This is a genomic window from Shewanella nanhaiensis, assembly GCF_019457885.1.
Lineage (GTDB): Bacteria > Pseudomonadota > Gammaproteobacteria > Enterobacterales > Shewanellaceae > Shewanella > Shewanella nanhaiensis.
In genome coordinates this window covers 17,933-40,288 of record NZ_JAHZST010000029.1, presented here as the reverse complement: position 1 = coordinate 40,288, position 22,356 = coordinate 17,933, and the positions used below count along the sequence as shown (strand labels likewise).

General features: G+C 43.8%; 19 protein-coding genes and 5 tRNA genes. 20 read left to right on the top strand and 4 right to left on the bottom strand.

Annotated features, from left to right (window positions below):
- The first annotated feature begins 166 nt into the window (after positions 1-166).
- The 5 genes from K0625_RS23245 (at position 167) to K0625_RS23225 (ending at position 1,040) form a co-directional block, all read left to right on the top strand.
- A tRNA-Glu gene (locus K0625_RS23245) sits at positions 167-242 on the top strand.
- Positions 243-345: 103 nt separating this feature from the next.
- Positions 346-421, top strand: a tRNA-Glu gene (locus K0625_RS23240).
- A 103-nt stretch (positions 422-524) separates the two neighbouring features.
- Positions 525-600: transfer RNA gene (locus K0625_RS23235), tRNA-Glu, on the top strand.
- A 250-nt stretch (positions 601-850) separates the two neighbouring features.
- A tRNA-Glu gene (locus K0625_RS23230) sits at positions 851-926 on the top strand.
- 38 nt (positions 927-964) lie between these two features.
- Positions 965-1,040: transfer RNA gene (locus K0625_RS23225), tRNA-Ala, on the top strand.
- 131 nt (positions 1,041-1,171) lie between these two features.
- Here K0625_RS23225 and K0625_RS23220 read toward each other — a convergent pair.
- Positions 1,172-3,001 carry an ABC transporter ATP-binding protein gene (locus K0625_RS23220; RefSeq protein WP_220111777.1) on the bottom strand — a complete coding sequence of 610 codons (1,830 nt, stop codon included), beginning with the start codon at positions 2,999-3,001 and terminating at the stop codon, positions 1,172-1,174.
- 185 nt (positions 3,002-3,186) lie between these two features.
- On the opposite strand from K0625_RS23220, the gene K0625_RS23215 reads away from it, so the two are divergent.
- From K0625_RS23215 to sstT, 6 genes are all read left to right on the top strand, one after another.
- On the top strand, positions 3,187-4,692 hold the full coding sequence (locus K0625_RS23215) for a DNA-3-methyladenine glycosylase 2 family protein (protein ID WP_220111776.1): 1,506 nt from the start codon (positions 3,187-3,189) through the stop codon (positions 4,690-4,692).
- A 53-nt stretch (positions 4,693-4,745) separates the two neighbouring features.
- Positions 4,746-5,261 carry a methylated-DNA--[protein]-cysteine S-methyltransferase gene (locus K0625_RS23210; RefSeq protein WP_232847257.1) on the top strand — a complete coding sequence of 172 codons (516 nt, stop codon included), beginning with the start codon at positions 4,746-4,748 and terminating at the stop codon, positions 5,259-5,261.
- A gap of 140 nt (positions 5,262-5,401) precedes the next feature.
- Positions 5,402-6,700, top strand: a complete 1,299-nt coding sequence (locus K0625_RS23205; RefSeq protein WP_220111774.1) for a DEAD/DEAH box helicase — start codon at positions 5,402-5,404, stop codon at positions 6,698-6,700.
- A gap of 348 nt (positions 6,701-7,048) precedes the next feature.
- The gene (locus tag K0625_RS23200; RefSeq protein WP_220111773.1) at positions 7,049-7,519 is read left to right on the top strand and encodes a phosphatase domain-containing protein; all 471 of its coding nucleotides are present in this window, start codon (positions 7,049-7,051) and stop codon (positions 7,517-7,519) included.
- A 229-nt stretch (positions 7,520-7,748) separates the two neighbouring features.
- Positions 7,749-8,642 (top strand): chemotaxis protein CheV, encoded by an 894-nt coding sequence (locus K0625_RS23195; protein WP_220111772.1) that lies wholly within the window; start codon positions 7,749-7,751, stop codon positions 8,640-8,642.
- 186 nt (positions 8,643-8,828) lie between these two features.
- On the top strand, positions 8,829-10,058 hold the full coding sequence (sstT, locus tag K0625_RS23190) for a serine/threonine transporter SstT (RefSeq protein WP_220111771.1): 1,230 nt from the start codon (positions 8,829-8,831) through the stop codon (positions 10,056-10,058).
- Positions 10,059-10,154: 96 nt separating this feature from the next.
- On the opposite strand, the gene K0625_RS23185 is transcribed toward sstT, so the two are convergent.
- Positions 10,155-11,558 (bottom strand): Gfo/Idh/MocA family oxidoreductase, encoded by a 1,404-nt coding sequence (locus K0625_RS23185; RefSeq protein ID WP_220111770.1) that lies wholly within the window; start codon positions 11,556-11,558, stop codon positions 10,155-10,157.
- A gap of 340 nt (positions 11,559-11,898) precedes the next feature.
- On the opposite strand from K0625_RS23185, the gene K0625_RS23180 reads away from it, so the two are divergent.
- On the top strand, positions 11,899-12,300 hold the full coding sequence (locus K0625_RS23180) for a hypothetical protein (RefSeq protein ID WP_220111769.1): 402 nt from the start codon (positions 11,899-11,901) through the stop codon (positions 12,298-12,300).
- 48 nt (positions 12,301-12,348) lie between these two features.
- Here K0625_RS23180 and K0625_RS23175 read toward each other — a convergent pair whose 3' ends face one another.
- Complete coding sequence (locus K0625_RS23175; RefSeq protein WP_220111768.1) at positions 12,349-13,008, bottom strand: RluA family pseudouridine synthase; 660 nt, start codon at positions 13,006-13,008, stop codon at positions 12,349-12,351.
- Positions 13,009-13,268: 260 nt separating this feature from the next.
- Here K0625_RS23175 and K0625_RS23170 point away from each other — a divergent pair, with 260 nt between their 5' ends.
- Positions 13,269-15,029 (top strand): aryl-sulfate sulfotransferase, encoded by a 1,761-nt coding sequence (locus tag K0625_RS23170; RefSeq protein WP_220111767.1) that lies wholly within the window; start codon positions 13,269-13,271, stop codon positions 15,027-15,029.
- A gap of 57 nt (positions 15,030-15,086) precedes the next feature.
- On the opposite strand, the gene K0625_RS23165 is transcribed toward K0625_RS23170, so the two are convergent.
- Positions 15,087-15,689: an acyl carrier protein phosphodiesterase gene (locus tag K0625_RS23165; RefSeq protein ID WP_220111766.1), complete on the bottom strand. Its 603-nt coding sequence runs from the start codon at positions 15,687-15,689 to the stop codon at positions 15,087-15,089.
- Positions 15,690-15,855: 166 nt separating this feature from the next.
- On the opposite strand from K0625_RS23165, the gene K0625_RS23160 reads away from it, so the two are divergent.
- The 7 genes from K0625_RS23160 to K0625_RS23130 all read left to right on the top strand — a co-directional run bounded on the left by K0625_RS23160 (position 15,856) and on the right by K0625_RS23130 (position 22,326).
- Entirely contained in the window at positions 15,856-16,017 is a 162-nt protein-coding gene (locus K0625_RS23160) for a hypothetical protein (RefSeq protein ID WP_220111765.1), read from the top strand.
- Between the two features lie 66 nt (positions 16,018-16,083).
- Complete coding sequence (gene queA / locus K0625_RS23155) at positions 16,084-17,121, top strand: tRNA preQ1(34) S-adenosylmethionine ribosyltransferase-isomerase QueA (protein ID WP_220111764.1); 1,038 nt, start codon at positions 16,084-16,086, stop codon at positions 17,119-17,121.
- A gap of 174 nt (positions 17,122-17,295) precedes the next feature.
- On the top strand, positions 17,296-18,429 hold the full coding sequence (tgt, locus tag K0625_RS23150; protein ID WP_220111763.1) for a tRNA guanosine(34) transglycosylase Tgt: 1,134 nt from the start codon (positions 17,296-17,298) through the stop codon (positions 18,427-18,429).
- 30 nt (positions 18,430-18,459) lie between these two features.
- Complete coding sequence (gene yajC, locus K0625_RS23145) at positions 18,460-18,792, top strand: preprotein translocase subunit YajC (protein ID WP_012324387.1); 333 nt, start codon at positions 18,460-18,462, stop codon at positions 18,790-18,792.
- A gap of 17 nt (positions 18,793-18,809) precedes the next feature.
- Positions 18,810-20,660, top strand: a complete 1,851-nt coding sequence (secD, locus tag K0625_RS23140) for a protein translocase subunit SecD (protein ID WP_220111762.1) — start codon at positions 18,810-18,812, stop codon at positions 20,658-20,660.
- Positions 20,661-20,672: 12 nt separating this feature from the next.
- Positions 20,673-21,620 carry a protein translocase subunit SecF gene (gene secF / locus K0625_RS23135; RefSeq protein ID WP_220111761.1) on the top strand — a complete coding sequence of 316 codons (948 nt, stop codon included), beginning with the start codon at positions 20,673-20,675 and terminating at the stop codon, positions 21,618-21,620.
- 388 nt (positions 21,621-22,008) lie between these two features.
- Positions 22,009-22,326: a putative signal transducing protein gene (locus K0625_RS23130; protein ID WP_012324390.1), complete on the top strand. Its 318-nt coding sequence runs from the start codon at positions 22,009-22,011 to the stop codon at positions 22,324-22,326.
- The last annotated feature ends 30 nt before the right edge of the window (positions 22,327-22,356 follow it).

The window sequence follows — 22,356 nt, the reverse complement described above, 5'->3', positions numbered from 1 at the left end:
TAGAGGCCTAGGACACCGCCCTTTCACGGCGGTAACAGGGGTTCGAATCCCCTTGGGGATACCACTTTTTATAATGATTGGATTTCGGTCTGATTGTTCAAGCGTTAAACCTTAGCCTACAGGGTTTAATGAGTATTCACTCTTTGCAGAGTCTAATGCAGTCCGGGTCCCCATCGTCTAGAGGCCTAGGACACCGCCCTTTCACGGCGGTAACAGGGGTTCGAATCCCCTTGGGGATACCACTATTTTATAATGGTTGGATTTCGGTCTGATTATTCAAGCTTTAAACCTTAGCCTACAGGGTTTGATGAGTATTCACTCTTTACAGAGTCTAATGCAGTCCGGGTCCCCATCGTCTAGAGGCCTAGGACACCGCCCTTTCACGGCGGTAACAGGGGTTCGAATCCCCTTGGGGATACCACTATTTTATAATGGTTGGATTTCGGTCTGATTGTTCAAGCGTTAAACCTTAGCCTACAGGGTTTAATGAGTATTCACTCTTTGCAGAGTCTAATGCAGTCCGGGTCCCCATCGTCTAGAGGCCTAGGACACCGCCCTTTCACGGCGGTAACAGGGGTTCGAATCCCCTTGGGGATACCACTATTTATAATGGTTGGATTTCGGTCTGATTATTCAAGCTTTAAACCTTAGCCTACAGGGTTTAATGAGTATTCACTCTTTGCAGAGTCTAATGCAGTCCTAGCTCTTGTTTATAAAGTGTCATCGTCTAGATGATGCCTAGGACACCGCGCTATTCTTATTAAGAACAGCACGGTGGTTTCACTTTAATAGCCTTCTGAAGTGTGACTTATAGGTCTTCGTTATATTGGAAGTAAAACAGTATGTCCGGGTCCCCATCGTCTAGAGGCCTAGGACACCGCCCTTTCACGGCGGTAACAGGGGTTCGAATCCCCTTGGGGATACCACTATTTCAAAATTTCATGCTTATTCCAGTGCGTGAAATGGGGCCTTAGCTCAGCTGGGAGAGCGCAACACTGGCAGTGTTGAGGTCAGCGGTTCGATCCCGCTAGGCTCCACCATATTAAACTTGTTGCTGTAATCTTTGATTCAGTAATATAAAAACCACCGAAAGGTGGTTTTTTTATGCCTGAATGTTGTGATTGCTAGATTTAATAAAAGCTGAGCGGTAATAATTTTATCGTGATTAGTATTAATCTATACCTAGGAAACCACCTGTTTGATGAGCCCAAAGCTGAGCATAGATCCCACCCGATGCAATTAACTCTAAGTGAGTACCTTGCTCAACGATATTTCCTTGGTCTAACACGATTAGTCTGTCCATTGCTGCGATAGTGGAAAGCCTATGTGCTATCGCTATTACCGTTTTTCCCTCCATTAGCTTGTATAAACTTTCCTGAATGGCGGCCTCAACTTCAGAATCCAGTGCTGATGTGGCTTCATCGAGTAACAAAATAGGGGCATTCTTTAAAAGAACCCGTGCAATTGCGATTCGCTGGCGCTGTCCGCCAGAGAGCTTAACGCCTCTTTCTCCAACTTGTGCATCGAGTCCTTGGTTTCCTTCAGGATCGCTTAGTGATTGGATAAAGTCATATGATTGAGAGTTTGTTATGGCACTTTGAAGAGCCTCATCACTAGCCTCTGGGTTACCATAGAGAATATTGTCACGAATTGAGCGGTGAAGTAGGGAGGTATCCTGAGTTACCATGCCTATATTGGCACGCAGTGAGTCTTGTTGTACCCGCTTAATGTCTTGCCCATCAATCTCAATTGTCCCTTTTTCTACATCATAAAAGCGCATTAACAAATTCACTAAGGTTGATTTTCCTGCGCCAGAGCGGCCAACTAAACCTACTTTTTCTCCTGGTTTAATATTGAGATCCAGCTTCTCGATGACGCCGCTATCTTCGCCGTAGTGAAAACTTATCTGTCTAAAGTCGATAGCCCCATGTGATACCTTAAGCTTCTCTGCATTTTCTATATCTTGTATCTCTGTTGGTTTTGATAATGTATTGACACCATCTGCGACAGTACCAATATTTTCAAATAGTGAGCTTATCTCCCACATGATCCATTGAGACATGCCATTAAGTCTGAGTGAAAGACTAACTGCGATGGTGATGGCGCCAATTGTTATCGCATGGTGGCTCCATAGGTATATTGATATTGCCGCTATCGCAAAAACAAGCAGGTAGTTGATGATCTGCACGCTGACATTAATGCCTGTTACTAATCGCATCTGGCGGTAGACGGTATGAAGAAAGCTTTCCATGCTTCCTTGCGCATATTCAGCTTCTTTTTGGGTGTGAGAGAACAGTTTGACCGTGGTGATGTTGGTATAACTGTCGACGACTCTCCCTGTCATGGTAGAACGCGCATCGGCTTGGGCTGTAGAAGCGGCTTTAAGCTTAGGAATGAAGAGAAACTGGATCCCGATATAGACACATAACCATATAAACATAGGTGCCATAAGGCGGGGATCTGCATCTGCAATCATGACAAGCATTGAGATGAAGTAGACTAAGATATAGACCAGTACATCCAAGATTTTGGTTACAGTATCTCGCACCGCAATTGAGGTTTGCATTACCTTAGTTGCGATACGCCCAGCAAAATCATTTTGATAAAAAGATACACTCTGTTTGAGCAAGTACCTATGAGCTAACCATCTGATAGACATGGGATAGTTACCTAGCAGACCTTGGTACACAATCAGTGCATGAAGTAATACGAGCGCTGGAATGACGATTAATATGAGCAGTGTCATACCGAGCAGCTTTTTACCCTCTTTTTCAAATAGTGTGTCGGGATCGTGAGCAATTAATAGATCGACAAGTTGCCCCATAAAGCCAAATAGAGAGACCTCAAGTACTGCAAGTATTGCCGTTAATATCGACATTAAAATAAGTGGAAGTTCAAATCCCTTCGTGTAAAAGCGGCAAAAAGCATATACCCCTGTTGGTGGTTGTTCAGGCTCTTTGGAGGGGAGGGCATCAATCCATGATTCAAATCGTTTGAACATCTAAGTCCTCAATTGGTGTTGTATTTCTGCGATAGGTGGGCAATTTGTTAGCATATAGTAAATAGCTGCATTTTTGTGGTTATTATTTATTTTAAATTCAGTTCCGTTTTCCGCTAGTTCAACAAGATTAAAGTGAGTAAAGTGATACCTAAACTCAATTATTGTATGGGTAAGGTGTTGTGAGCATGTGTTCTGAACCTGAGAGGATGTTAACGGATGAGTCTTGTCGAAGAGCAAGGTTGGCTAGAGATCCTCGTTTTGATGGTGTTTTTTTTATTGGTGTACTAACGACAGGGATCTTTTGCCGCTCAATTTGTCCGGCTACACCGCCAAAGGAGAAGAATGTTCGCTATTTTTCGACGGCTATAGAGGCTGCCAACGCTGGGCTTAGACCTTGTTTACGTTGCAGGCCTGACAGCGCACCTGGATCTTTTGCATGGAAAGGCACAGATACGACGGTCGAACGAGCCTTATCACTAATCGATGACGGATTTCTTTTTGGTGATAACTCTGGCTCATTAGAGTCACTGGCGCAGAAGTTAGGGATCACCAGCCGATACTTAAGAAAACTCTTCGTTGATAAGGTGGGGACATCTCCAAACAAATATGCGCAGTTTCGCCAATTGATGTTTGCTAAACAACTGTTACATCAGACAGATTTGTCGATGACGCAAGTTGGACTGGCGGCCGGATTTACTAGCATCAGACGCTTTAATGAGGTTTTTCAGCAAACGTTAGCTTTAACGCCTTCTGCACTGCGCAAAAGCCGCGGCTCGCACCAAAACGAGTTGAGTGATGAAGGGAGCGGAATACGATTATCTATGCACTTCAGCTATCGACCACCGCTTAATTGGCAAAAGCAGCTGGATTTTTACCGGTTAAGAATGGTCGAAGGAATGGAGTGGGAAGCTGGCTTAGAAGGTTATAGTCGTAGCTTTCAAATTGGACAAGTGAAAGGCTTTTTTGAGGCTAAGCATGATGAAGTGAAGCATAGATTTAATGTCACTATTCATCTAGCCGATCCCCAAGCTTTACCTGTATTAAGTGAGGTGGTAGCGCAAATAAAGCGTGTGTTAGATCTCGACGCTGATATGTTTCAAATTCAAACGAGTCTATCTTCGATCGATATTATTAAAAACTTGATTGTAGATGGCCTAAGGTTGCCAGGTACTTGGTCTGCATTTGAAGCAGGTTGTAGGGCGATTCTAGGCCAACAGGTAAGTGTGGTTCAGGCCACTAAATTGCTTAATCGATTAGTAGAGGAAAATGGTGAGCGCCTTACTATTTCAGGAAGAGAGGTTCTCCTATTTCCAACTCCTCTAGCAATAGCGAGCGCAAGTTTAGATGAGTTAAAGATGCCGGGAGCCAGAAAAGCAGCCCTTAATGCTTTTGGGGCGTTTGTTAGTCAATATCCTGATGCACCTGTGGATGACTGGCTTAATATCAAAGGGATAGGACCATGGACTGTGGCCTATGCGAAAATGAGAGGGTTAAGCGATCCTAATATTCTACTCTGTTCAGATCTTATCGTTAAAAAAAGGGTGCTTAAGCGATATGAAGCGTTGATGGGAGCCGGAGCTGACTTAACGGTAAATCTCGATACTCCTTACAAAACGATCACGCAGCAATTAGAGCAGAGTATCTCTCCTTGGGGGAGTTACTTAACTTTTCAATTATGGAATTTAGAATAATGAAAAAAGCACATAAGCATGAGGTTCAAGTATCAGGTTCACAGGTAAGGTATATGGCGGATAAGCGCCTACTTACTCCCATAGCCGATAGGTTGGTAGATAGCCCTGTTGGCATGTTACACATAAAGGCAAACCGATTTGGCATTAGTCACCTTGGAGTAGCCAAAGAGGGGGCTGAGTTACTCAAGGAAGATAAAGGTGAGCTATTTGAGTCGGCTTTGCAGCATCTTTCTCAACTTGAGACTGAGCTGCAGGAGTATTTCTCAGGGGATCGTCAGGAGTTTACTGTCTCTTTGGCGCCGAAAGGAACAGAGTTTCAAACTCAAGTATGGCACGCCTTGACCGAGCTAAGTTACGGTCATACCTGCAGTTATGGCGATATAGCTGAGAAGATCAAGAGGCCAAAGGCGGTGAGGGCGGTTGGTGCTGCTAATGGGGCTAATCCCATCGCGATTATCGTGCCTTGTCATCGTGTGATTGGCAAAAATGGCAAGTTAACTGGATATGCCTACGGCTTGAATATGAAACAGCAACTGTTAAGCCTAGAAGGCGAAAGTCGTAGGTCATGAGTTTATTGAGTGCTGACTGACCTATGAAAGCACCCATAATGGGGCTTACGTTGGCCGAACATATCAGCAAAACCTCGCAAGGGGGGCGCAACTAGCGTAGAATACGCCCCATATTTTTTTAATGGTAGCCCCCTGAATCTATGGCCCACTCACTTTCTTGTGAAACCACAAACATTGCACGCTTTGACGAATTAGGTTTAATTCCTGAACTTATTCAGCGGATTGCTGAACTAGAGTATTCAACTCCTACACAGATCCAATCTCAAAGCATCCCTCACTTATTAAAGGGGAAAGATCTTCTTGGTGGTGCAAATACAGGTTCAGGTAAAACGGCTGCATTTGCTTTACCGATTTTACAGCATCTACATGTTGGCGATAAACCTGTTGCAAAAGGCAACATGGTAAGGGCACTCGTGCTTGTTCCAACACGAGAGTTAGCTAAGCAGGTAGCGGCAAGTTTTAAAAGTTATGCTCAAGGTTTAACTCCAAAAGTTAAAGTTGAAGCTGTATTTGGTGGGGTTTCAGTTAACACTCAGATGTTGGCGCTTCGTGGAGGCGCAGATGTGCTCGTTGCAACGCCTGGGCGTTTGTTAGATTTGCTGTCGAGTAATGCGATAAAACTGTCTCAAGCTTCTTATCTGGTGCTTGATGAAGCGGATCGTATGTTAAGTTTAGGTTTTGCTGAAGAGTTAGAGAAAGTTTTAGCTCTCCTGCCTAAACGTAAGCAAACCTTACTCTTTTCTGCGACTTTTCCTGAAGAAGTAAAAGAGCTGACTGATAGTTTGCTCAATTCACCTGTTGAGCTTCATTTAGAAAGTCCAGAGGAGAGCACCTTACTACAGCAGGTTTATACCGTTAATAAAAACCGTAAAACCGCTCTTTTAGCTCATCTGATTAACGAGCGAAACTGGCGTCAGGTACTGGTGTTTGCCAGTGCTAAGAACACCTGTAATCGTCTGGAGCAAAAATTGGCGAAAGCGGGTGTTAGTGCACAAGTTTTCCATAGCGATAAATCTCAAGGTAGTAGAACTCGAGTGTTAGATGGCTTTAAAAGTGGCGAGATAAGCGTATTGATTGCTACTGATATTGCGGCTCGTGGTATCGACATTGAAAAACTTCCCGTTGTTATCAATTATGAACTGCCAAGAAGCCCTTCTGATTACATGCACCGCATTGGGCGTAGTGGTCGAGCTGGCGAAGCTGGGTTAGCACTGTCTTTGATCTCACATGATGAATATCAACATTTCAAGCTAATTGAAAAGAAGAACAAGATTCGGTTGGTTCGTGAGCAGATTACCGGTTTTGAAGCGGATGAGGAAGCCCCACTAGATTGCCCATCAAGAGAGGTTAAGCCCATGGCAGCACCTGAGGGAATGGGTAAGAAAAAAAGAAAAAAACTACCTAAAGTCAATGCTGAACTATGGGGTAAGAAATCTTAAGTATACCCAAACAACTTCAAGATGCAGGATTCAGCATGTCGAGAAGTGACAGAGTTCAAGGCATGAAATAGTAGGACTAGTTATTCTAATTCAATATTTCATAACACAGAAAAATGTTGCTTCTCGCCATGCCCTTCGGGAGTTCCCGTAGAATCCCTGCATTGCGTTAGTGATATCAACAAGGGAATAACCATTATCCTCAATCACTGCCTTGTTCAGCTATCCTACGGGGGCTCTGAAACGAGTATCTTGAGGTAGCTTGGGTATAAGAGTTAATCAACTCATTATCTTTAGTCGATAATGGCCACATATTTTGAATGATAAATTATTTTGTAATAGGTAGAAGTAATGCAGCATCTATTTTGGTTAGTCGAAGACAAAATTGCTGGACGCAGTGGGCCTAACAAGGATATGTGGGATCTTAATGAGATTAAAGCCGCTGGTATTGGCGCGATACTCTCAGTCAATGGTGGGGAAGATTGTGATTTAGCAGCGATTAAGCGGGCTGAGCTTGTTTATGCTTGTGTTCCGTTTTCGAGTAATATTCCACCCACAGAAGATGATTTAGGTATTTGTGTCGAGCAACTACCTAAAGCATTAGCGTTCATTAGGGACTGCGAAGCTAAAGCCTTACCCGTGTTGATCCATTGTCGCTCTGGAAAGGATAGAACAGGCCTCTTAATGGCTTACTACTTAATGGAGAATGGTGCTGCACCTTTGCATGCAGTGAGCCAAGTTCGGGCTGTTAGGGATATCGCATTTAGTGCTGAAGGCTGGGATCAGTTTGCTTTTGACGTGCTCTATGCATTGCAAGATTAAGCCTGGCTAACTTGTAAATTTTATCGACTCTAGATTTTTTTTAAATGTAGCACCTCTGTTTATCGTTTTTTTGAAAAAATAGGATAAATTCCGAGGTGTTTTTTTAGGCTAATTATTCATATAGTCAAAAACTTAATACAAGTCATGCATTCTTTTCTAAATGGAGATATTTTTTAACTATTTTAAGGTTATACTTCTAATAATACGGTGATAAATAATTGGAAGACTGATGAAGAGTAAGGCGAGCCAGTCACAAGGGCTATTACTTTTTAGATTATCTCACAAGCAGCTATTCGCAGTGGGAACGTTAAAAGTGCGAGAGCTTGTACCTTACACTCCACTGAATGCGATCCCCCATTCCCACCCAACCATTTTAGGTGCAGCCACTATTCGGGGAAATACTATCCCTGTTATCGATATGGCTGCAGCTGTGGGTTATCAAGGGCTTTCTGAGGATGAGTATGCCAAGAGCTATATCGTTATTACTGATTGCCAACGTATGGTGATTGGCTTCTTGGTTCGCGGGATTGATAAGATCATTGAGTGTAATTGGCGTGATATTGAATCTCCACCTAATAACTTAGGGCCTAACGCATATTTAACTGGGGTGACACGTTTTGAAGAGGGGTTAGTACAGCTCCTCGATGTTGAGCTATTGCTCTCTAAAGTCTTTCCTGAAAGCCCCGAAACCAGCCGCGCTATCTTAACTGACGTGCAGCGAGAAAAACTTAAGCCCTTAAGGATACTGTTGGTCGATGACTCAAAAGTGGCTCGTAAACAGTTATCTGATGCTCTCGATAGAATTAACATCCCCTACCAAGTGACCTCCGATGGACATGATGCACTGTCAATAATGCAGAACGCTGCAGAAAAGCGTGAGCCTATAGATATGTTGGTCAGTGACATTGAGATGCCAGGCCTAGATGGCTATGAATTGGCATTCGAGGTAAAAAATACTCCCGCGTTAGCGCAAGCTTATATTATTTTACACACTTCTTTGTCGAGTGAGATAAGCATTGGTCAGGCTCAACAGGTTGGCGCTAATGAAGCGTTGGAGAAGTTTGATGCCCATGAGCTTATCAGCGCAATGCTTCGTGGCGCTGAGAGTAAAGCCAAAAGTTAGTACCATGATGCTCAAATGCTATGTGTAGGTAATATTGTCACCAATTTGTGATGTATGACTAGACATCTGAGGCCAGTTTGGTTACAACTTCTGATTAAAGAAAAATAACTTATTCAGTTAGCGTAATCGCCCCGCCAAGCGGGTGTGACTGTTAACATCATAAATATAAAAGTAACAGGCCACTTCATGAATCAAAACCAATCTTTTTTAGCCAAACTGGCTAATGGCAGCTTAGTGCTGCAGATCCTAATTGGGATTATCGCGGGCATCATTGTTGCCACATTTTCTGAAAGCGCAGCTCAAAGTGTCGCATTTTTAGGTCAGTTGTTTGTTGGTGCGTTAAAGGCTATAGCACCAATCTTAGTGTTTATTTTAGTTGCAGCTTCCATTGCAAATCAGAAGAAAAACGCTAAGACCAATATGCGTCCTATTGTGATCTTATATCTTTTTGGTACCTTCGCAGCCGCAGTTACTGCTGTCTTGATGAGTTTTGCATTTCCGACCACACTGGCACTAACTTTAGATGCGGCTCAGGCAAGTCCGCCAGAGGGGATCGGTGAAGTGATCCACACTTTATTATTCCAGCTTGTAGATAATCCTGTTAACGCATTAATGACTGGTAACTATATCGGTATTTTAGCCTGGGGTGTGGGTCTTGGTTTAGCATTGCATCATGCAACTGATTCAACTAAGCAGGTGTTCGCAGATGTGAGCCATGGTGTATCTCAAATGGTGCGCTTTATTATTCGCTTAGCACCGATTGGTATTTTTGGCTTAGTATCATCAACATTTGCAAGTACAGGCTTTAGCGCTATTGCTGGCTATATGCACCTGCTTCTTGTTCTTCTTGGGGCAATGGCGATTATGGCGTTGATCATCAACCCTGCGATTGTGTACTTTAAAATACGCCGTAACCCATACCCATTGGTGTTTACTTGTATTCGCGAAAGTGGTGTGACAGCCTTCTTTACTCGCTCTAGTGCCGCGAATATTCCTGTGAACATGGCTTTGTGTGAAAAGCTTAAGCTACACGAAGATACGTATTCTGTATCTATCCCGTTAGGGGCGACGATTAATATGGGCGGCGCGGCAATTACGATTACGATCCTGACATTAGCAGCTGCAAACACTATGGGGGTTCAAGTCGATATTCTAACTGCGATCTTGCTCAGTGTGGTTGCAGGTATTTCTGCCTGTGGTGCCTCGGGAGTAGCAGGTGGTTCGCTCTTACTTATTCCATTGGCCTGTAGTTTATTTGGGATCTCCAATGATGTTGCAATGCAAGTGGTTGCGGTTGGTTTTATTATCGGTGTGATCCAAGACTCGGCTGAAACGGGCCTTAACAGTTCTACTGACGTTATCTTTACTGCTGCTGCATGTGAAGCCGCGGAAAGAAAAGAGAGTGCTGGCGCATAAACTTTCTCGTTAGTGTGAATAAAAAATGCCTAATACTGTTCAGTATTAGGCATTTTTTTATCCCGTGATACTTATACCGATTGGTATTACTTGGTATTAAGCGCCAACTATCCCTAGGGGTTTACCTGTTTTCCAAGCACCGCGGGTAAAATCGGGGAAGGTGACAGAGTTACTTCTGTTGTTGACCGACTCCTCACTGAGAATATTGACTACAGACCAAGCTGCGCCATCATATACATCTTGATCGAGTGGCTCTGCATTTCTTAAGCAATACACCATTCGCCATAGCATCAAGAAATCCATACCGCCATGGCCACCATTTCGCTCAGCTTCTTTGCCCATCTGTTGCCAAAGAGGGTGATCATATTTGTCGTACCAGCGAGTCATGTCCATATCCCAGCGATGGAAGCTTTCGCCACCTTTTTCATCTCGCTCAAAGGGGGACTGTTCTAATGCAATTCTGTTAGGAAAGCCAGCAAAGACACCATTGGTACCTTGGATCAGGTTATGGCGGCTATAGGGTCTTGGGGTGGTGGTATCATGTTGTACCATGATGGTACGCCCCTTTACTGTCTTAATTAAGCTGGTGCTCATATCGCCATTGATATAGTTCAGCTGATTACGCTCATGATCTGCGGGGAACTCTCGCTTGGCATAAAGGGCACGTCCAAGGGCGGGTGAGCTCATGGAGGTGAGATAGTCGAAACGATCGCCACGGTTGATATTCATATATTGCGAAACAGGACCTAGACCATGGGTAGGGTATAGATTGCCGTTGCGCTTGGCATGCCAGTGAGTACGCCATGAGCCTGTTTTACTCTCTAACTCTTTCATCTGCCAGCGTAGTTCATGAATATAGGCCGCCTCACCATGGAGCAGATCACCAAATACTCCTTGGCGAACCATATTGAGCACCATCAGTTCATCACGGCCGTAGTTGACGTTTTCCATCATCATGCAGTTCTTTTGCGTTCGCTCTGCTGTATCGACAATTTGCCAACACTCTTCGACGCTCATGGCTAGCGGCACTTCAACAAAAGCGTGTTTGCCATTTTCCATGGTATCGATGGCCATTGGAGCATGCCATTTCCAAGGCGTAGAGATAATGACGATATCGATATCATCTCGCTGTAGCATATCTCGATAAGCGTGTTCATTGCCTGTATAGGCATTGGGTTTGGCTAAACCTTGCTCAACAACGAAGTCTATCGCTCTGTCTAATACCTCTGAGTCTGTGTCACAGATGGCCTTAATTTCAACACCTTCAAGATGACAAAAATGCTTTACATGGCCATATCCACGTTGGCCAACACCGATAAAACCCACCCTGACTGTGTTTAATTTGGGTGATATCAAGCCCATGACACTTTTTCCTTGGCTAGGTTTAGGTGGCATTTTTTGGGGCTGAGCTGAGGTTGGGAGGACTAATCCACTGGTGACAAGGCCTGCTGTTGTAGCCCCGGCAGCTTTTAAAAAAGCGCGGCGATTAAAGTTTTTCATAGACTTCCTGTAGGAGCAAGTTATTGTAATTTAGAATCAATTATCAAAAATAAAGCCTAATGATATTGTTCTGTTTATGATTATTATTTTTTCGACAACAGTTATATCAAATTTATGAGTTACAGTTAGTGCATTTTTTACTCATCCGATGGGTTAGGTAATAAAGTCAATTATCAAAGTGCGGCTGCATATAAAGTGACTTAGATCGCGTTTTTATTTTGTAATTAGGATACAGTTTTTATACACTTACTTAAGCTAAAATTAAACAAGTGTAAAAATGCTAAAGCTTGTAAGTGTTACAAATAATTAACATTTGTGGTATCAGTGGAGTAAAATAACAATGACATCTGTGACTACAGTCATACAAGATCAAACATTTAAAGTCGATAGTAGTGAACTGCTTAAGGTGATTAAAATGTCAGTTGTTGAGAAAAGGCAGCGCTTGGGTTGGCAGGCAAAAGAAGCAGAAAAAAGAGACATTGTCGGTCGCTGGGTAGATGAGAGAGACTCTGTCGGCGATAAGATAACCCTCTACCGGGAAGATGGTAAAATCTATCTTGAAACTTGGTATAACGATGGCTGCCATAGCTTAGATGAGATGGAGGCAACACAAACACCCGAGGGACTTAAGTTAGAGGATGTGGGGGGTAATATTTTTGGTGAGTACTTCCTATTGTCTGATGGAAAAACTCTGCAGTTTTGTAACTCCTCAAGCTGTTTTTATACCGCTAAAGTGGCTTAAGTTAGTATAGCTAGCGCTCTTATTAATGCGCTAGCTACACAGTATTGGCTAAGCTGTAAAAGGGTGTGAACTGGTAAAGCTCATGAGCTTTCCAGAATAGGGGTGAGTGATAGTCAAGGTCATGGCATGCAAACACAGCCTGTGTGATGCATCGATTACCTCTTGCTCCCCGTAAAAGTCATCACCTAAAATTGGATGTCCTATCGCAAGCATATGTAGCCTAAGTTGATGGGTACGTCCGGTAACCGGATTTAACTCAACTAGCGTGCTGTTTTCTCTTCTTTCAAGTACTTTATAATAGGTTTTTGAGGGTTTCCCATCTTCAGCTATTTTTTGCAGTGGTGGACGTTCATTATCGGCCTTCATGGCTAACCCTATGACCCCTTCAGCTTTATCTAAATGCCCTTGAACTTCTGCAATATAGGTCTTCTTACTTAGGCGATTTTGAAATTGCGTTTTAATATTTGACTCTGCTTTTTTATTGAGAGCAAACACCATAATGCCTGAGGTGGCACAGTCGAGCCGATGAACCAAAATGGTTTCAGGGTAGCGTTGCAACAAACGAGTCAGTGCACAGTCAAAGGTGTTCTCCGCTCTACCTGGGTTGGAAAGAAGCCCCGAAGGTTTATTAATCACAATCATATCTCTGTCTTGATAACGAATATCTAACCAAGGTATTGACGGCGGGGTGTATGTGAATATCTGCATGTGCTCTCCTGTTGCGAGGGGGTATTATACCCATTACCGATATGATTAATATCCAAAAGTGCGACTGTTTATAGGGAATTTGCTGATGAATTATTGCGGCTAATCACACTTATTTTCAGCTTTTAAATTTCAATCTCTGTTTTGTGAGTTTGATTGAAGCATAGATATTATCGAGCTGGTATTTTCCATTTATCTTTTTAACTGCTAATACATTGGCTGTCGCCAGTTTCTCAACTATTGCCAGCATCTCGGAAAATTTAATGAATTTAAAACCTTTAGCTATCTGCATTTTGCTCGTTTCAGGCGCTTTGCTATCGAGCGTTTCACATACTGTTGTTGCTGGAGGCGATCTACCCGGTACCTCTTCATCAGCTGTTGCACAAGGTCAATTAGGCTTTGTGTATGTTGACCCCTATCATTTCAGTCCTCTAGTTGCTTTAATCGATTTAGGGGGTAAGCAGATATCTGATGTGTCAGTCGAGGTGAAAGGGAGAGGGAAGAAGGGAATCGATATTCGATATCAAGTCAGTCAAAACCAGCTTAATACCCATGATGGGATACCTGTGTTTGGGCTCTATCCTGATCTGCTTAATACAGTCAATGTTAGTTATAAGCTTAATGGAGCTTCTGTTAACGAAACCTATAGGATCAGAACCAGTGCATTGCCACACATCCATATTGATGGACAAGAACGCAGCCAATATGAGTATGAAGCAGTAACGGTTGCCGATGGCTTTCAGAACAGGCTCTATCTGGTTGACGGACAGGTCATTCCGCCTAATGTTCGTGATCATTGGGATTGGCAGCCTACCCAAAATATCATAGATACCAATGGTGATGTACGTTGGCATCTCAATGCAGGGGTGATCTACGATCGTCCTGGTGGCTCTATGTCATTTAAGCAAACATCAGATGGAAAACTGATATTTGGTCAGGGAGTGATGTTTGAGCAATATGCAGGTTTTAACTCAGCTTATTATGCTAAGTATGACTTTATTGGTAAGCCTATCTTAAAGCGCACTTTGCCTCGTGGTTTTATCGGTTTATCCCATGAGATAACAGAGATGCCTAACGGGCACCTGTTACTACGAGTGGGGAAAAAAGATTATCTAACAAAAGAGGGCCTTAAGCTTGATACTGTGCGTGACCATGTGATTGAGGTCGATAGTAATGGCGATGTGGTTAAGGTGTGGGATTTTAACAAAATCTTGGATCCGCTTCGAGATACGGTTCTTAAATCTCTGGATATGGGAGCTGTGTGTCTTAATGTTGATGTGAAAGAAGCTGGGAAGACCAGAAGTGCTGAACAACTGGCAAATGAGCCTTTTGGCGATGTAGCTGGCGTTGGGACTGGCCGCAATTGGATCCATATTAACTCCATTGGTTATGATGCAAGTGATGACAGCATCATCATCAGCAGCCGGCATCAATCTGCTGTGGTGAAAGTTGGAAGTGATGATGAAGTTAAGTGGATCTTGGGAACACCTGAGGGGTGGAGTGAGGCTTTGGCTGCTAAAGTATTAACGCCTGTTGATAGCCAAGGTGAGCAGCTTAGGTGTGATAAAGGGGGTTGTGATGGCAAATTTGATTGGAGCTGGACACAGCATACGGCATGGCCAGTCCCTGAGCGGGGCACTGTGACAGTGTTTGATAACGGTGATGGACGTGGGCTTAAGCAACCATTTTTTGCGACCGATAAATACTCTCGCGGTGTTGAGTACAAAGTTGACATGGATAAGATGACAGTACAACAGGTGTGGGAGTACGGTAAAGAGCGAGGTTATGAGTGGTATAGTCCGATAACATCGATAACCCAGTGGCAAAATGATCATCAAACCATGTTTATGGCCTCTGCTTCCGCAGGACTGCTAGAGAGCGATAAAGCCCCTGAGCACTGGATAACAGAGGTGGATCCTAAGACAAATGAGGTGAAGGTTGAGATTAAGATCAAGACCTTAACTAAGCATGAGCCAGGCTACAGAAGCACAGTTATTCACCCTGAGAAGATGTTCAGCCAGTAAAGTTTACCTTCAAAATGATGTATGACTGAGCTAGAGAGCTTAGGTCATACATTGTTTTTAATCGAGGTGTAGATATTCACTCGGCGTCTGTCTTGTCCAGATCCGGCTGTATGCCATGAGCTGAGGGTAAAAGGTTCTAAATGCTATCTCTATCTCAATATCTAAGTCGCTAACGGCCTTAGTGGCCCCGTTAAATATTTCAGGTTTTGACACTCTTTTTGCTACTGATTCGATGGCTTTATTTAATCCATTGCGATCTCTATAGGCTAATAGCCAGTTTTCGCTTCGGATCTTAGGTGCGATGAGTTGTAAACGCTCGGGCAATTGCTCACAGGCATCTATCGCATCATATGCAATAGTTGAGAATGCTTTTAAGCTGGCACTATGATACTCATCCCAATACTTGGCCAACATATGATCGAAGGCAAGGTCGATTAATATCGGCGCAGCTCTTCTGAGCGATACAGGAAATTTGGCCAGTAACTCTTTGGTGATCTCATGGCTATCGGTTAACTGATCTATCTGTCTGTGTAGCCAGATCCCTTGTTGGAGATGCTTAGGTAAGTCAGCAATATTTCCTTTAGCGAAGTCTCCCGCTAAATTAGCCGCAAGGCTTGTATTACTGTTATCGGCTAGATGAAGGTGTGCGAGAAAGTTCATGACGGTGTTGTTAATGTTCTTGTTGAAAATGCTTATTTCACGGTATCATGCGCGCCGATGCTTAGATAGGCTTTCACGGGGTTAATTATCGTCTTAGCTTAATCTTAAGGATATGCGTCTATTTTTTTAGTCATTTTCTAATTCAGTATCGGTTTAAGGATCAAGGATGATGTGGAACTGGTTTTCAAAATTTATTGGTAAAAAAGAACTGCAGCAACGTCAGCGTGTCGAGTTTGATATCCCTTTCGAGTTTTATCACTACCGAAAGGAGAAATTCAGTGTTGAATCGAGCGAACACTGCGATGAAGAGAATAAAAGCAACCACTGATTGTTGATCTTGTAAGCCTCTGCCAATAAACTAGCGCCCGATTTATGTTTAAAGCAGAGACTAACCATGCGCGTGACCGATTTTTCATTTGAACTTCCCGATGAGCTTATTGCTCGTTATCCCATGCCTGAGCGCACTTCATCTCGTCTACTCTCTTTAGAAGGTAACAGTGGCAAGCTTGGTGATAATCAGTTTACCGATATTTTGGACATGGTTAACCCTGGCGATTTAATGGTGTTTAATAACACCCGGGTGATACCTGCTCGACTGTTTGGACAAAAGGAGACGGGCGGTAAGCTTGAGATCTTAGTTGAGCGTATGCTCGACGATAAACGTATTCTTGCCCATGTCAGAAGCTCTAAATCTCCCAAAGTGAACACTAAAGTGTGTCTCGATGGTGGTTATGAGATGACCATGCTTGCGCGTCATGATGCCCTGTTTGAACTTGAGCTTAATGATGAGAAGACCATTCTTGAGGTGCTTGAGAAAGTCGGTCATATGCCTCTGCCCCCCTATATTGACCGTCCCGATGAAGATGCGGATAAAGAGCGTTACCAGACGGTTTATAACGATGCGCCTGGCGCCGTTGCTGCACCCACTGCAGGTTTACACTTCGATGATGCATTGTTAAACAGATTGAAAGAGAAGGGCGTTGATACCGCCTTTGTGACGCTTCATGTTGGCGCTGGGACTTTTCAGCCTGTGAAAGTCGATGATGTGCTCGATCATAAGATGCATTCAGAGTGGGCGGAAGTTTCTCAAGAGGTTGTCGATAAAATTGCGCATACTAAGGCTCATGGTGGACGAGTGATCGCAGTGGGGACCACATCGGTTCGTTCACTAGAGAGCGCAGCGAAAGCAAGTGAGGGTGAACTTCAGCCTTTTTGTCGTGATACTGATATTTTTATCTATCCCGGTTATGAGTTTAAAGTGGTGGATGCCATGGTGACAAACTTCCATCTTCCCGAGTCTACCCTGATCATGCTTTTGAGTGCTTTTGCCGGCTTCGATGAGGTAAAAAACGCCTATCAACACGCGATTGCTCAAAAATACCGCTTCTTTAGCTATGGTGATGCCATGTTTGTGACTAAAAAAGCGAACTAATAGCAAAATTTGGTTTAAAATACCCACCCACTCAAAGCGGTGGGTTTTTTTTAGCTCCCAATTTAGGTTTAGGGTTGATCTGCAATAGTTTGCCCCTATCTCTAATGTTTACTTCGGCTCGGCATTGATAGCGAGCTTATATGAGTCAGACTGTTTTTCTGGCGAGGATATAGAATGAAATTTGAATTAGATACGACCGATGGCCGCGCACGCCGCGGACGTTTGGTGTTTGAGCGTGGCACAGTAGAGACACCTGCATTTATGCCTGTGGGCACTTACGGCACAGTAAAAGGGATGACTCCGGAAGAGGTGCGTGAAACGGGCGCCGATATTTTGCTAGGTAACACTTTTCACCTATGGCTTCGCCCAGGTGAAGAGATCATGCGTAAGCATGGGGACCTGCATGACTTTATGAACTGGCAGCGTCCAATTCTTACCGATTCTGGCGGGTTTCAGGTATTTAGCTTAGGCGATATCCGTAAGATAACCGAAGAGGGAGTACACTTCCGTTCACCGATTAATGGTGAAAAGATCTTCCTTGACCCAGAGAAGTCTATTCAGATCCAAAACTCATTAGGCAGTGATGTTGTGATGATTTTTGATGAGTGTACGCCATACCCAGCGACGGAAGATGAAGCTCGTAAGTCGATGCAGATGTCACTGCGATGGGCACAGCGTTCACGTGATGAGTTTGACAGACTCGAAAATCCAAATTCGCTCTTTGGTATTATCCAAGGTGGTGTATATGAAGATCTTCGTGATGAGAGCCTAAAAGGGCTAGTTAATATTGGTTTCGACGGTTATGCCGTTGGTGGTTTGGCAGTGGGTGAGCCTAAAGAAGATATGCATCGCATTCTTGAGCATGTATGTCCTCAAATCCCAGCTGACAAGCCAAGATACTTGATGGGGGTCGGTAAGCCAGAAGATTTAGTTGAGGGTGTTAGACGTGGTGTAGACATGTTCGATTGTGTTATGCCAACTCGTAATGCGCGCAACGGTCATCTGTTTACCAGTGAAGGTGTTATTAAGATACGCAATGCGCGTCATCGTGATGATACTTCCACACTTGATGATAAGTGTGATTGTTATACCTGTAAGAACTATTCTCGGGCATACCTTTACCACTTAGATCGTTGTAACGAAATTTTAGGTGCTCGTTTAAACACCATTCACAACCTTAGATATTACCAAAGATTGATGGAAGGTTTGCGCGGTGCTATCGAGACAGGTACATTAGAGTCCTTTGTTGAGGACTTCTATACCAGTCAAGGTCGCGAAGTACCTGAAGTTCCAGAATTAATCGATTAATTTTTACACTGACAATAAGAAGAGAACACTATGTTGATTTCAAATGCATACGCTGCCGATGCTCCTGTATCTGGCGCAGGTGGTACCATGGAACTTGTTTTCATGCTGGTTATATTCGGCCTGATCTTTTATTTCATGATTTTCCGTCCACAATCTAAGCGCGTTAAAGAGCATAAGAGCCTAATGAGCTCACTAGGTAAAGGGGATGAAGTCCTGACCAGCGGTGGCATACTGGGTAAGATCGCTAAAATCAGCGATGAAAATGACTACGTGTTGTTGTCTCTGAACGAAACAACTGAAATTACAATCAAGAAGGATTACATTGCGGCTGTATTGCCTAAAGGCTCTATTAAGTCACTTTAAGCCAAGAGGGCGATGGTGTGTTAAATAAATATCCAATGTGGAAGAATCTGATGGTGGTGATTATCATCGCAGTAGGTTCTTTCTATGCGATTCCAAATCTCTTCGGGGAAGACTACGCTGTACAGGTTGTCGCTACCCGTGGTGCTGAGGTTACTGCAACGACTCAGTCGACCGTAAACGATATTCTTGCAAGCAAAAATATCGAGGTAAAACGTTCTGAACTTGAAAATGGCCAATTGCTTGTTCGTGTCAATAACGGCGAGCAACAACTGTTAGCAAAAGAAGCGATTATCGAGTCTCTAGGTGATAAATACATCGTCGCCTTAAACTTAGCTCCAAAGACGCCACAGTGGCTAGAATCAATGGGCGGAAGTCCAATGAAGTTAGGCCTGGATTTACGTGGTGGTGTGCACTTCTTAATGGAAGTGGATATGGGCGAAGCGATCCGTAAGATGACTGAAGCCAAGATGTCAGATTTTAGAACCGATCTTCGTGGTGAAAAAATCCGATATGCAGGTATTCGAAACAGCGTTAAAGGTATCGAGATTAAGTTCCGTGATGAGGACAACTTAGGCAGAGCCGAACGTTTTCTAAAGACTCGCGGTAACGACATGGTCTTTAGAGATATCTCATCTGACGGTAACTACCTGTTACTGGCAAACCTTAGCGAAGCTTATGTTAAGCAAGTGAAAGAGGAAGCACTGCAGCAAAACATCACTACGATCCGTAATCGTGTGAATGAGCTAGGTGTTGCCGAGCCAGTTGTACAACGTCAAGGCGCAGAACGTATTATTGTTGAGCTTCCCGGTGTTCAAGACACGGCTCGCGCTAAAGATATCTTAGGTGCAACCGCGTCAATTGAGTTTCACATGGTTGATGAGAAAGCCGACGCAGCTGCCGCTGCAAGTGGTCGTATCTCACCAAGTTCACAGGTGTATAATCGCCGTAATGGTGGTCAGGTTGTGCTGCATAAAGCGGTTATGTTGACCGGTGATCATATTCAGGGCGCACAGCCAAGTTTCGATGAATACAGCCGTCCTCAGGTAAGTATTAACTTAGATTCTAAAGGCGGTTCTATCTTCTCAAATGTGACAAAGGACAACATTGGTAAACCAATGGCGACCCTGTTTATTGAGTATAAAGATAACGGCGAAAAGAATCCTGATGGCAGCATCAAGATGCAGAAGATTGAAGAGGTGATCTCAGTTGCCACTATTCAAGCACGTCTAGGTCGTAACTTTGTCATCACAGGTCTTGAGCATGCAGAAGCACAAAGCTTAGCTCTGTTACTTCGTGCAGGAGCCTTGATTGCGCCTGTGACAATCGTAGAAGAGCGCACGATTGGCCCAAGCTTAGGTGCTGAAAATATTCAAAACGGTATGCAAGCGATGATCTGGGGCATGGCCGTAGTGCTCATCTTTATGTTGGTGTACTACCGCGGTTTTGGTCTTATCGCGAACTTAGCTCTAACGGCTAACTTGGTGATGGTTGTTGGCGTTATGTCGATGATCCCTGGTGCCGTGCTGACTCTACCTGGTATTGCGGGTATGGTGCTAACCGTGGGTATGGCTGTCGATGGTAACGTTCTGATCTATGAGCGTATCCGTGAAGAGTTACGTAACGGTCGCAGTGTGCAGCAAGCGATCCATGAAGGTTATGGTAATGCGTTTTCAACTATTGCCGACGCGAACATCACCACCTTTATGACGGCATTGATTCTGTTTGCTGTGGGTACTGGTGCTGTTAAAGGTTTTGCTGTCACCTTGATGATTGGTATTGCGACGTCAATGTTCACTTCTATCGTGGGTACTCGCTCAATAGTTAACGCTATTTGGGGTGGTAAACGCGTTAAGAAACTATCTATATAAGGAGGCTTGATTATGTATCAGATTTTATCAATAAAAGGCACGATCAACTTCCTTCGTCATGCGTTGCCAATCAGTATGCTCTCGCTGCTATTGGTGTTGGGCTCATTGACGTCACTGGCAACTAAAGGCATCAACTGGGGATTGGATTTTACCGGTGGTACGGTTGTTGAACTTGAGTTTTCATCGCCAATTGATCTGGAGCTACTGCGCGGTAAGTTAATCAGTGCAGAAACAGATGGCGCGGTAGTACAAAACTTTGGCTCTAGTCGTGATGTTCTCACTCGTCTTCCTGTTAAGGAAGGGGTTGCGACAGACACTCAGGTTGCCCAAGTTATGGAAGCGGCAACGGCACTTGACTCACAAGTGATCCAAAAGCGTGTTGAAGTTGTTGGTCCTCAGATAGGTAAAGAGCTGGCGGAGCAGGGCGGATTAGCGGTATTAGTTGCGCTTATCTGTATTCTTATCTATGTCTCTTTCCGATTCGAATGGCGTCTAGCGGTAGGGTCAGTAGCGGCATTGGCTCACGATGTTATTATCACCTTGGGTGTGTTCTCTTTGCTCCAGTTGGACTTTGATCTAACTGTGCTTGCTGGCGTACTGACGGTTGTGGGTTACTCGCTTAACGACACGATTGTTGTATTTGACCGTATTCGTGAGAACTTCCTTAAGATGCGTAAGAGCGATCCAGAAGAGGTGGTTAATACCTCAATCACTCAGACTATGAGTCGTACCATCATCACAACTGGCACGACGTTAATTGTGGTTGTGGCACTGTTCCTTAAGGGCGGCACCATGATCCACGGCTTTGCGACTGCATTGTTGATGGGGATCTTTGTTGGTACGTTTTCATCTATCTATGTGGCGAGTTTCCTAGCGATTAAGTTGGGGATTAACCGCGAGCATATGATGCCTGTAGAGATAGAGAAAGAAGGTGCAGATCAAGACGCGTTGATGCCTTAATTCTCTAAGCCTAGTAGTTAGCCATAATAGAAACTTATGATGGCAATTGTGGAGATAGAGAAAGAAGGGGCAGATCAAGACGCATTGATGCCTTAACTTTTGAATATGAGTTAAGTATGAAAGCCACCTTAAGGTGGCTTTTTTATATCTAACGATATCTGCTAACTGTATCAAATTCAGCACTGTTGGCTCAACATACCTGTTCTATACCTGTTAACGGTTGGTTTATTTGTTGTTAACTTGATTTCGGTCAGTTTATTCAAGTTTGCTGGATTTTTAGCTCTCGACAGGCTTCCCCATTTAGCAGTAGGATGTTGTCAGTCATTCTCTTTGTTGAGATAAAACCTATAAATTTGCCAGAAGAGCAATAGATGTTGGGGAATAATAGATGGAAGAGCGTAATCGAATGGTCGCAGGTGGAAATCTTCTACAGGCACATACATGGAAGGGGTTATTGGAGGCGTGTGGAATAGAGGTACAATTAAAAGGTGAAGCATTACTCGGAGGGATTGGTGAGCTTCCAGTTGATCTACAAAATGTCGAGCTGTGGGTTCCTGAATCTCAATATGAGAAAGCTAAAGCACAACTTGAGTCACTCAATACCGAAAGCCCCCAATGGCAATGTGTTCAATGCCATGAAATGAATGAAGATAGCTTTGAGCTCTGCTGGCAATGCAGTGCTGAAAGGTGTGTTCAACACAACTAGTCATATTTTTATATTCTGTTTATTTTGGAG

Bases quoted from the DNA above. Each gene is read 5' to 3' on its own strand.
- K0625_RS23220 (WP_220111777.1), bottom strand. From the start codon at position 3,001: ATGTTCAAACGATTTGAATCATGGATTGATGCCCTCCCCTCCAAAGAG.
- K0625_RS23215 (WP_220111776.1), top strand. From the start codon at position 3,187: ATGTGTTCTGAACCTGAGAGGATGTTAACGGATGAGTCTTGTCGAAGA.
- K0625_RS23210 (WP_232847257.1), top strand. From the start codon at position 4,746: ATGGCGGATAAGCGCCTACTTACTCCCATAGCCGATAGGTTGGTAGAT.
- K0625_RS23205 (WP_220111774.1), top strand. From the start codon at position 5,402: ATGGCCCACTCACTTTCTTGTGAAACCACAAACATTGCACGCTTTGAC.
- K0625_RS23200 (WP_220111773.1), top strand. From the start codon at position 7,049: ATGCAGCATCTATTTTGGTTAGTCGAAGACAAAATTGCTGGACGCAGT.
- K0625_RS23195 (WP_220111772.1), top strand. From the start codon at position 7,749: ATGAAGAGTAAGGCGAGCCAGTCACAAGGGCTATTACTTTTTAGATTA.
- sstT (WP_220111771.1), top strand. From the start codon at position 8,829: ATGAATCAAAACCAATCTTTTTTAGCCAAACTGGCTAATGGCAGCTTA.
- K0625_RS23185 (WP_220111770.1), bottom strand. From the start codon at position 11,558: ATGAAAAACTTTAATCGCCGCGCTTTTTTAAAAGCTGCCGGGGCTACA.
- K0625_RS23180 (WP_220111769.1), top strand. From the start codon at position 11,899: ATGACATCTGTGACTACAGTCATACAAGATCAAACATTTAAAGTCGAT.
- K0625_RS23175 (WP_220111768.1), bottom strand. From the start codon at position 13,008: ATGCAGATATTCACATACACCCCGCCGTCAATACCTTGGTTAGATATT.
- K0625_RS23170 (WP_220111767.1), top strand. From the start codon at position 13,269: ATGAATTTAAAACCTTTAGCTATCTGCATTTTGCTCGTTTCAGGCGCT.
- K0625_RS23165 (WP_220111766.1), bottom strand. From the start codon at position 15,689: ATGAACTTTCTCGCACACCTTCATCTAGCCGATAACAGTAATACAAGC.
- K0625_RS23160 (WP_220111765.1), top strand. From the start codon at position 15,856: ATGATGTGGAACTGGTTTTCAAAATTTATTGGTAAAAAAGAACTGCAG.
- queA (WP_220111764.1), top strand. From the start codon at position 16,084: ATGCGCGTGACCGATTTTTCATTTGAACTTCCCGATGAGCTTATTGCT.
- tgt (WP_220111763.1), top strand. From the start codon at position 17,296: ATGAAATTTGAATTAGATACGACCGATGGCCGCGCACGCCGCGGACGT.
- yajC (WP_012324387.1), top strand. From the start codon at position 18,460: ATGTTGATTTCAAATGCATACGCTGCCGATGCTCCTGTATCTGGCGCA.
- secF (WP_220111761.1), top strand. From the start codon at position 20,673: ATGTATCAGATTTTATCAATAAAAGGCACGATCAACTTCCTTCGTCAT.
- K0625_RS23130 (WP_012324390.1), top strand. From the start codon at position 22,009: ATGGAAGAGCGTAATCGAATGGTCGCAGGTGGAAATCTTCTACAGGCA.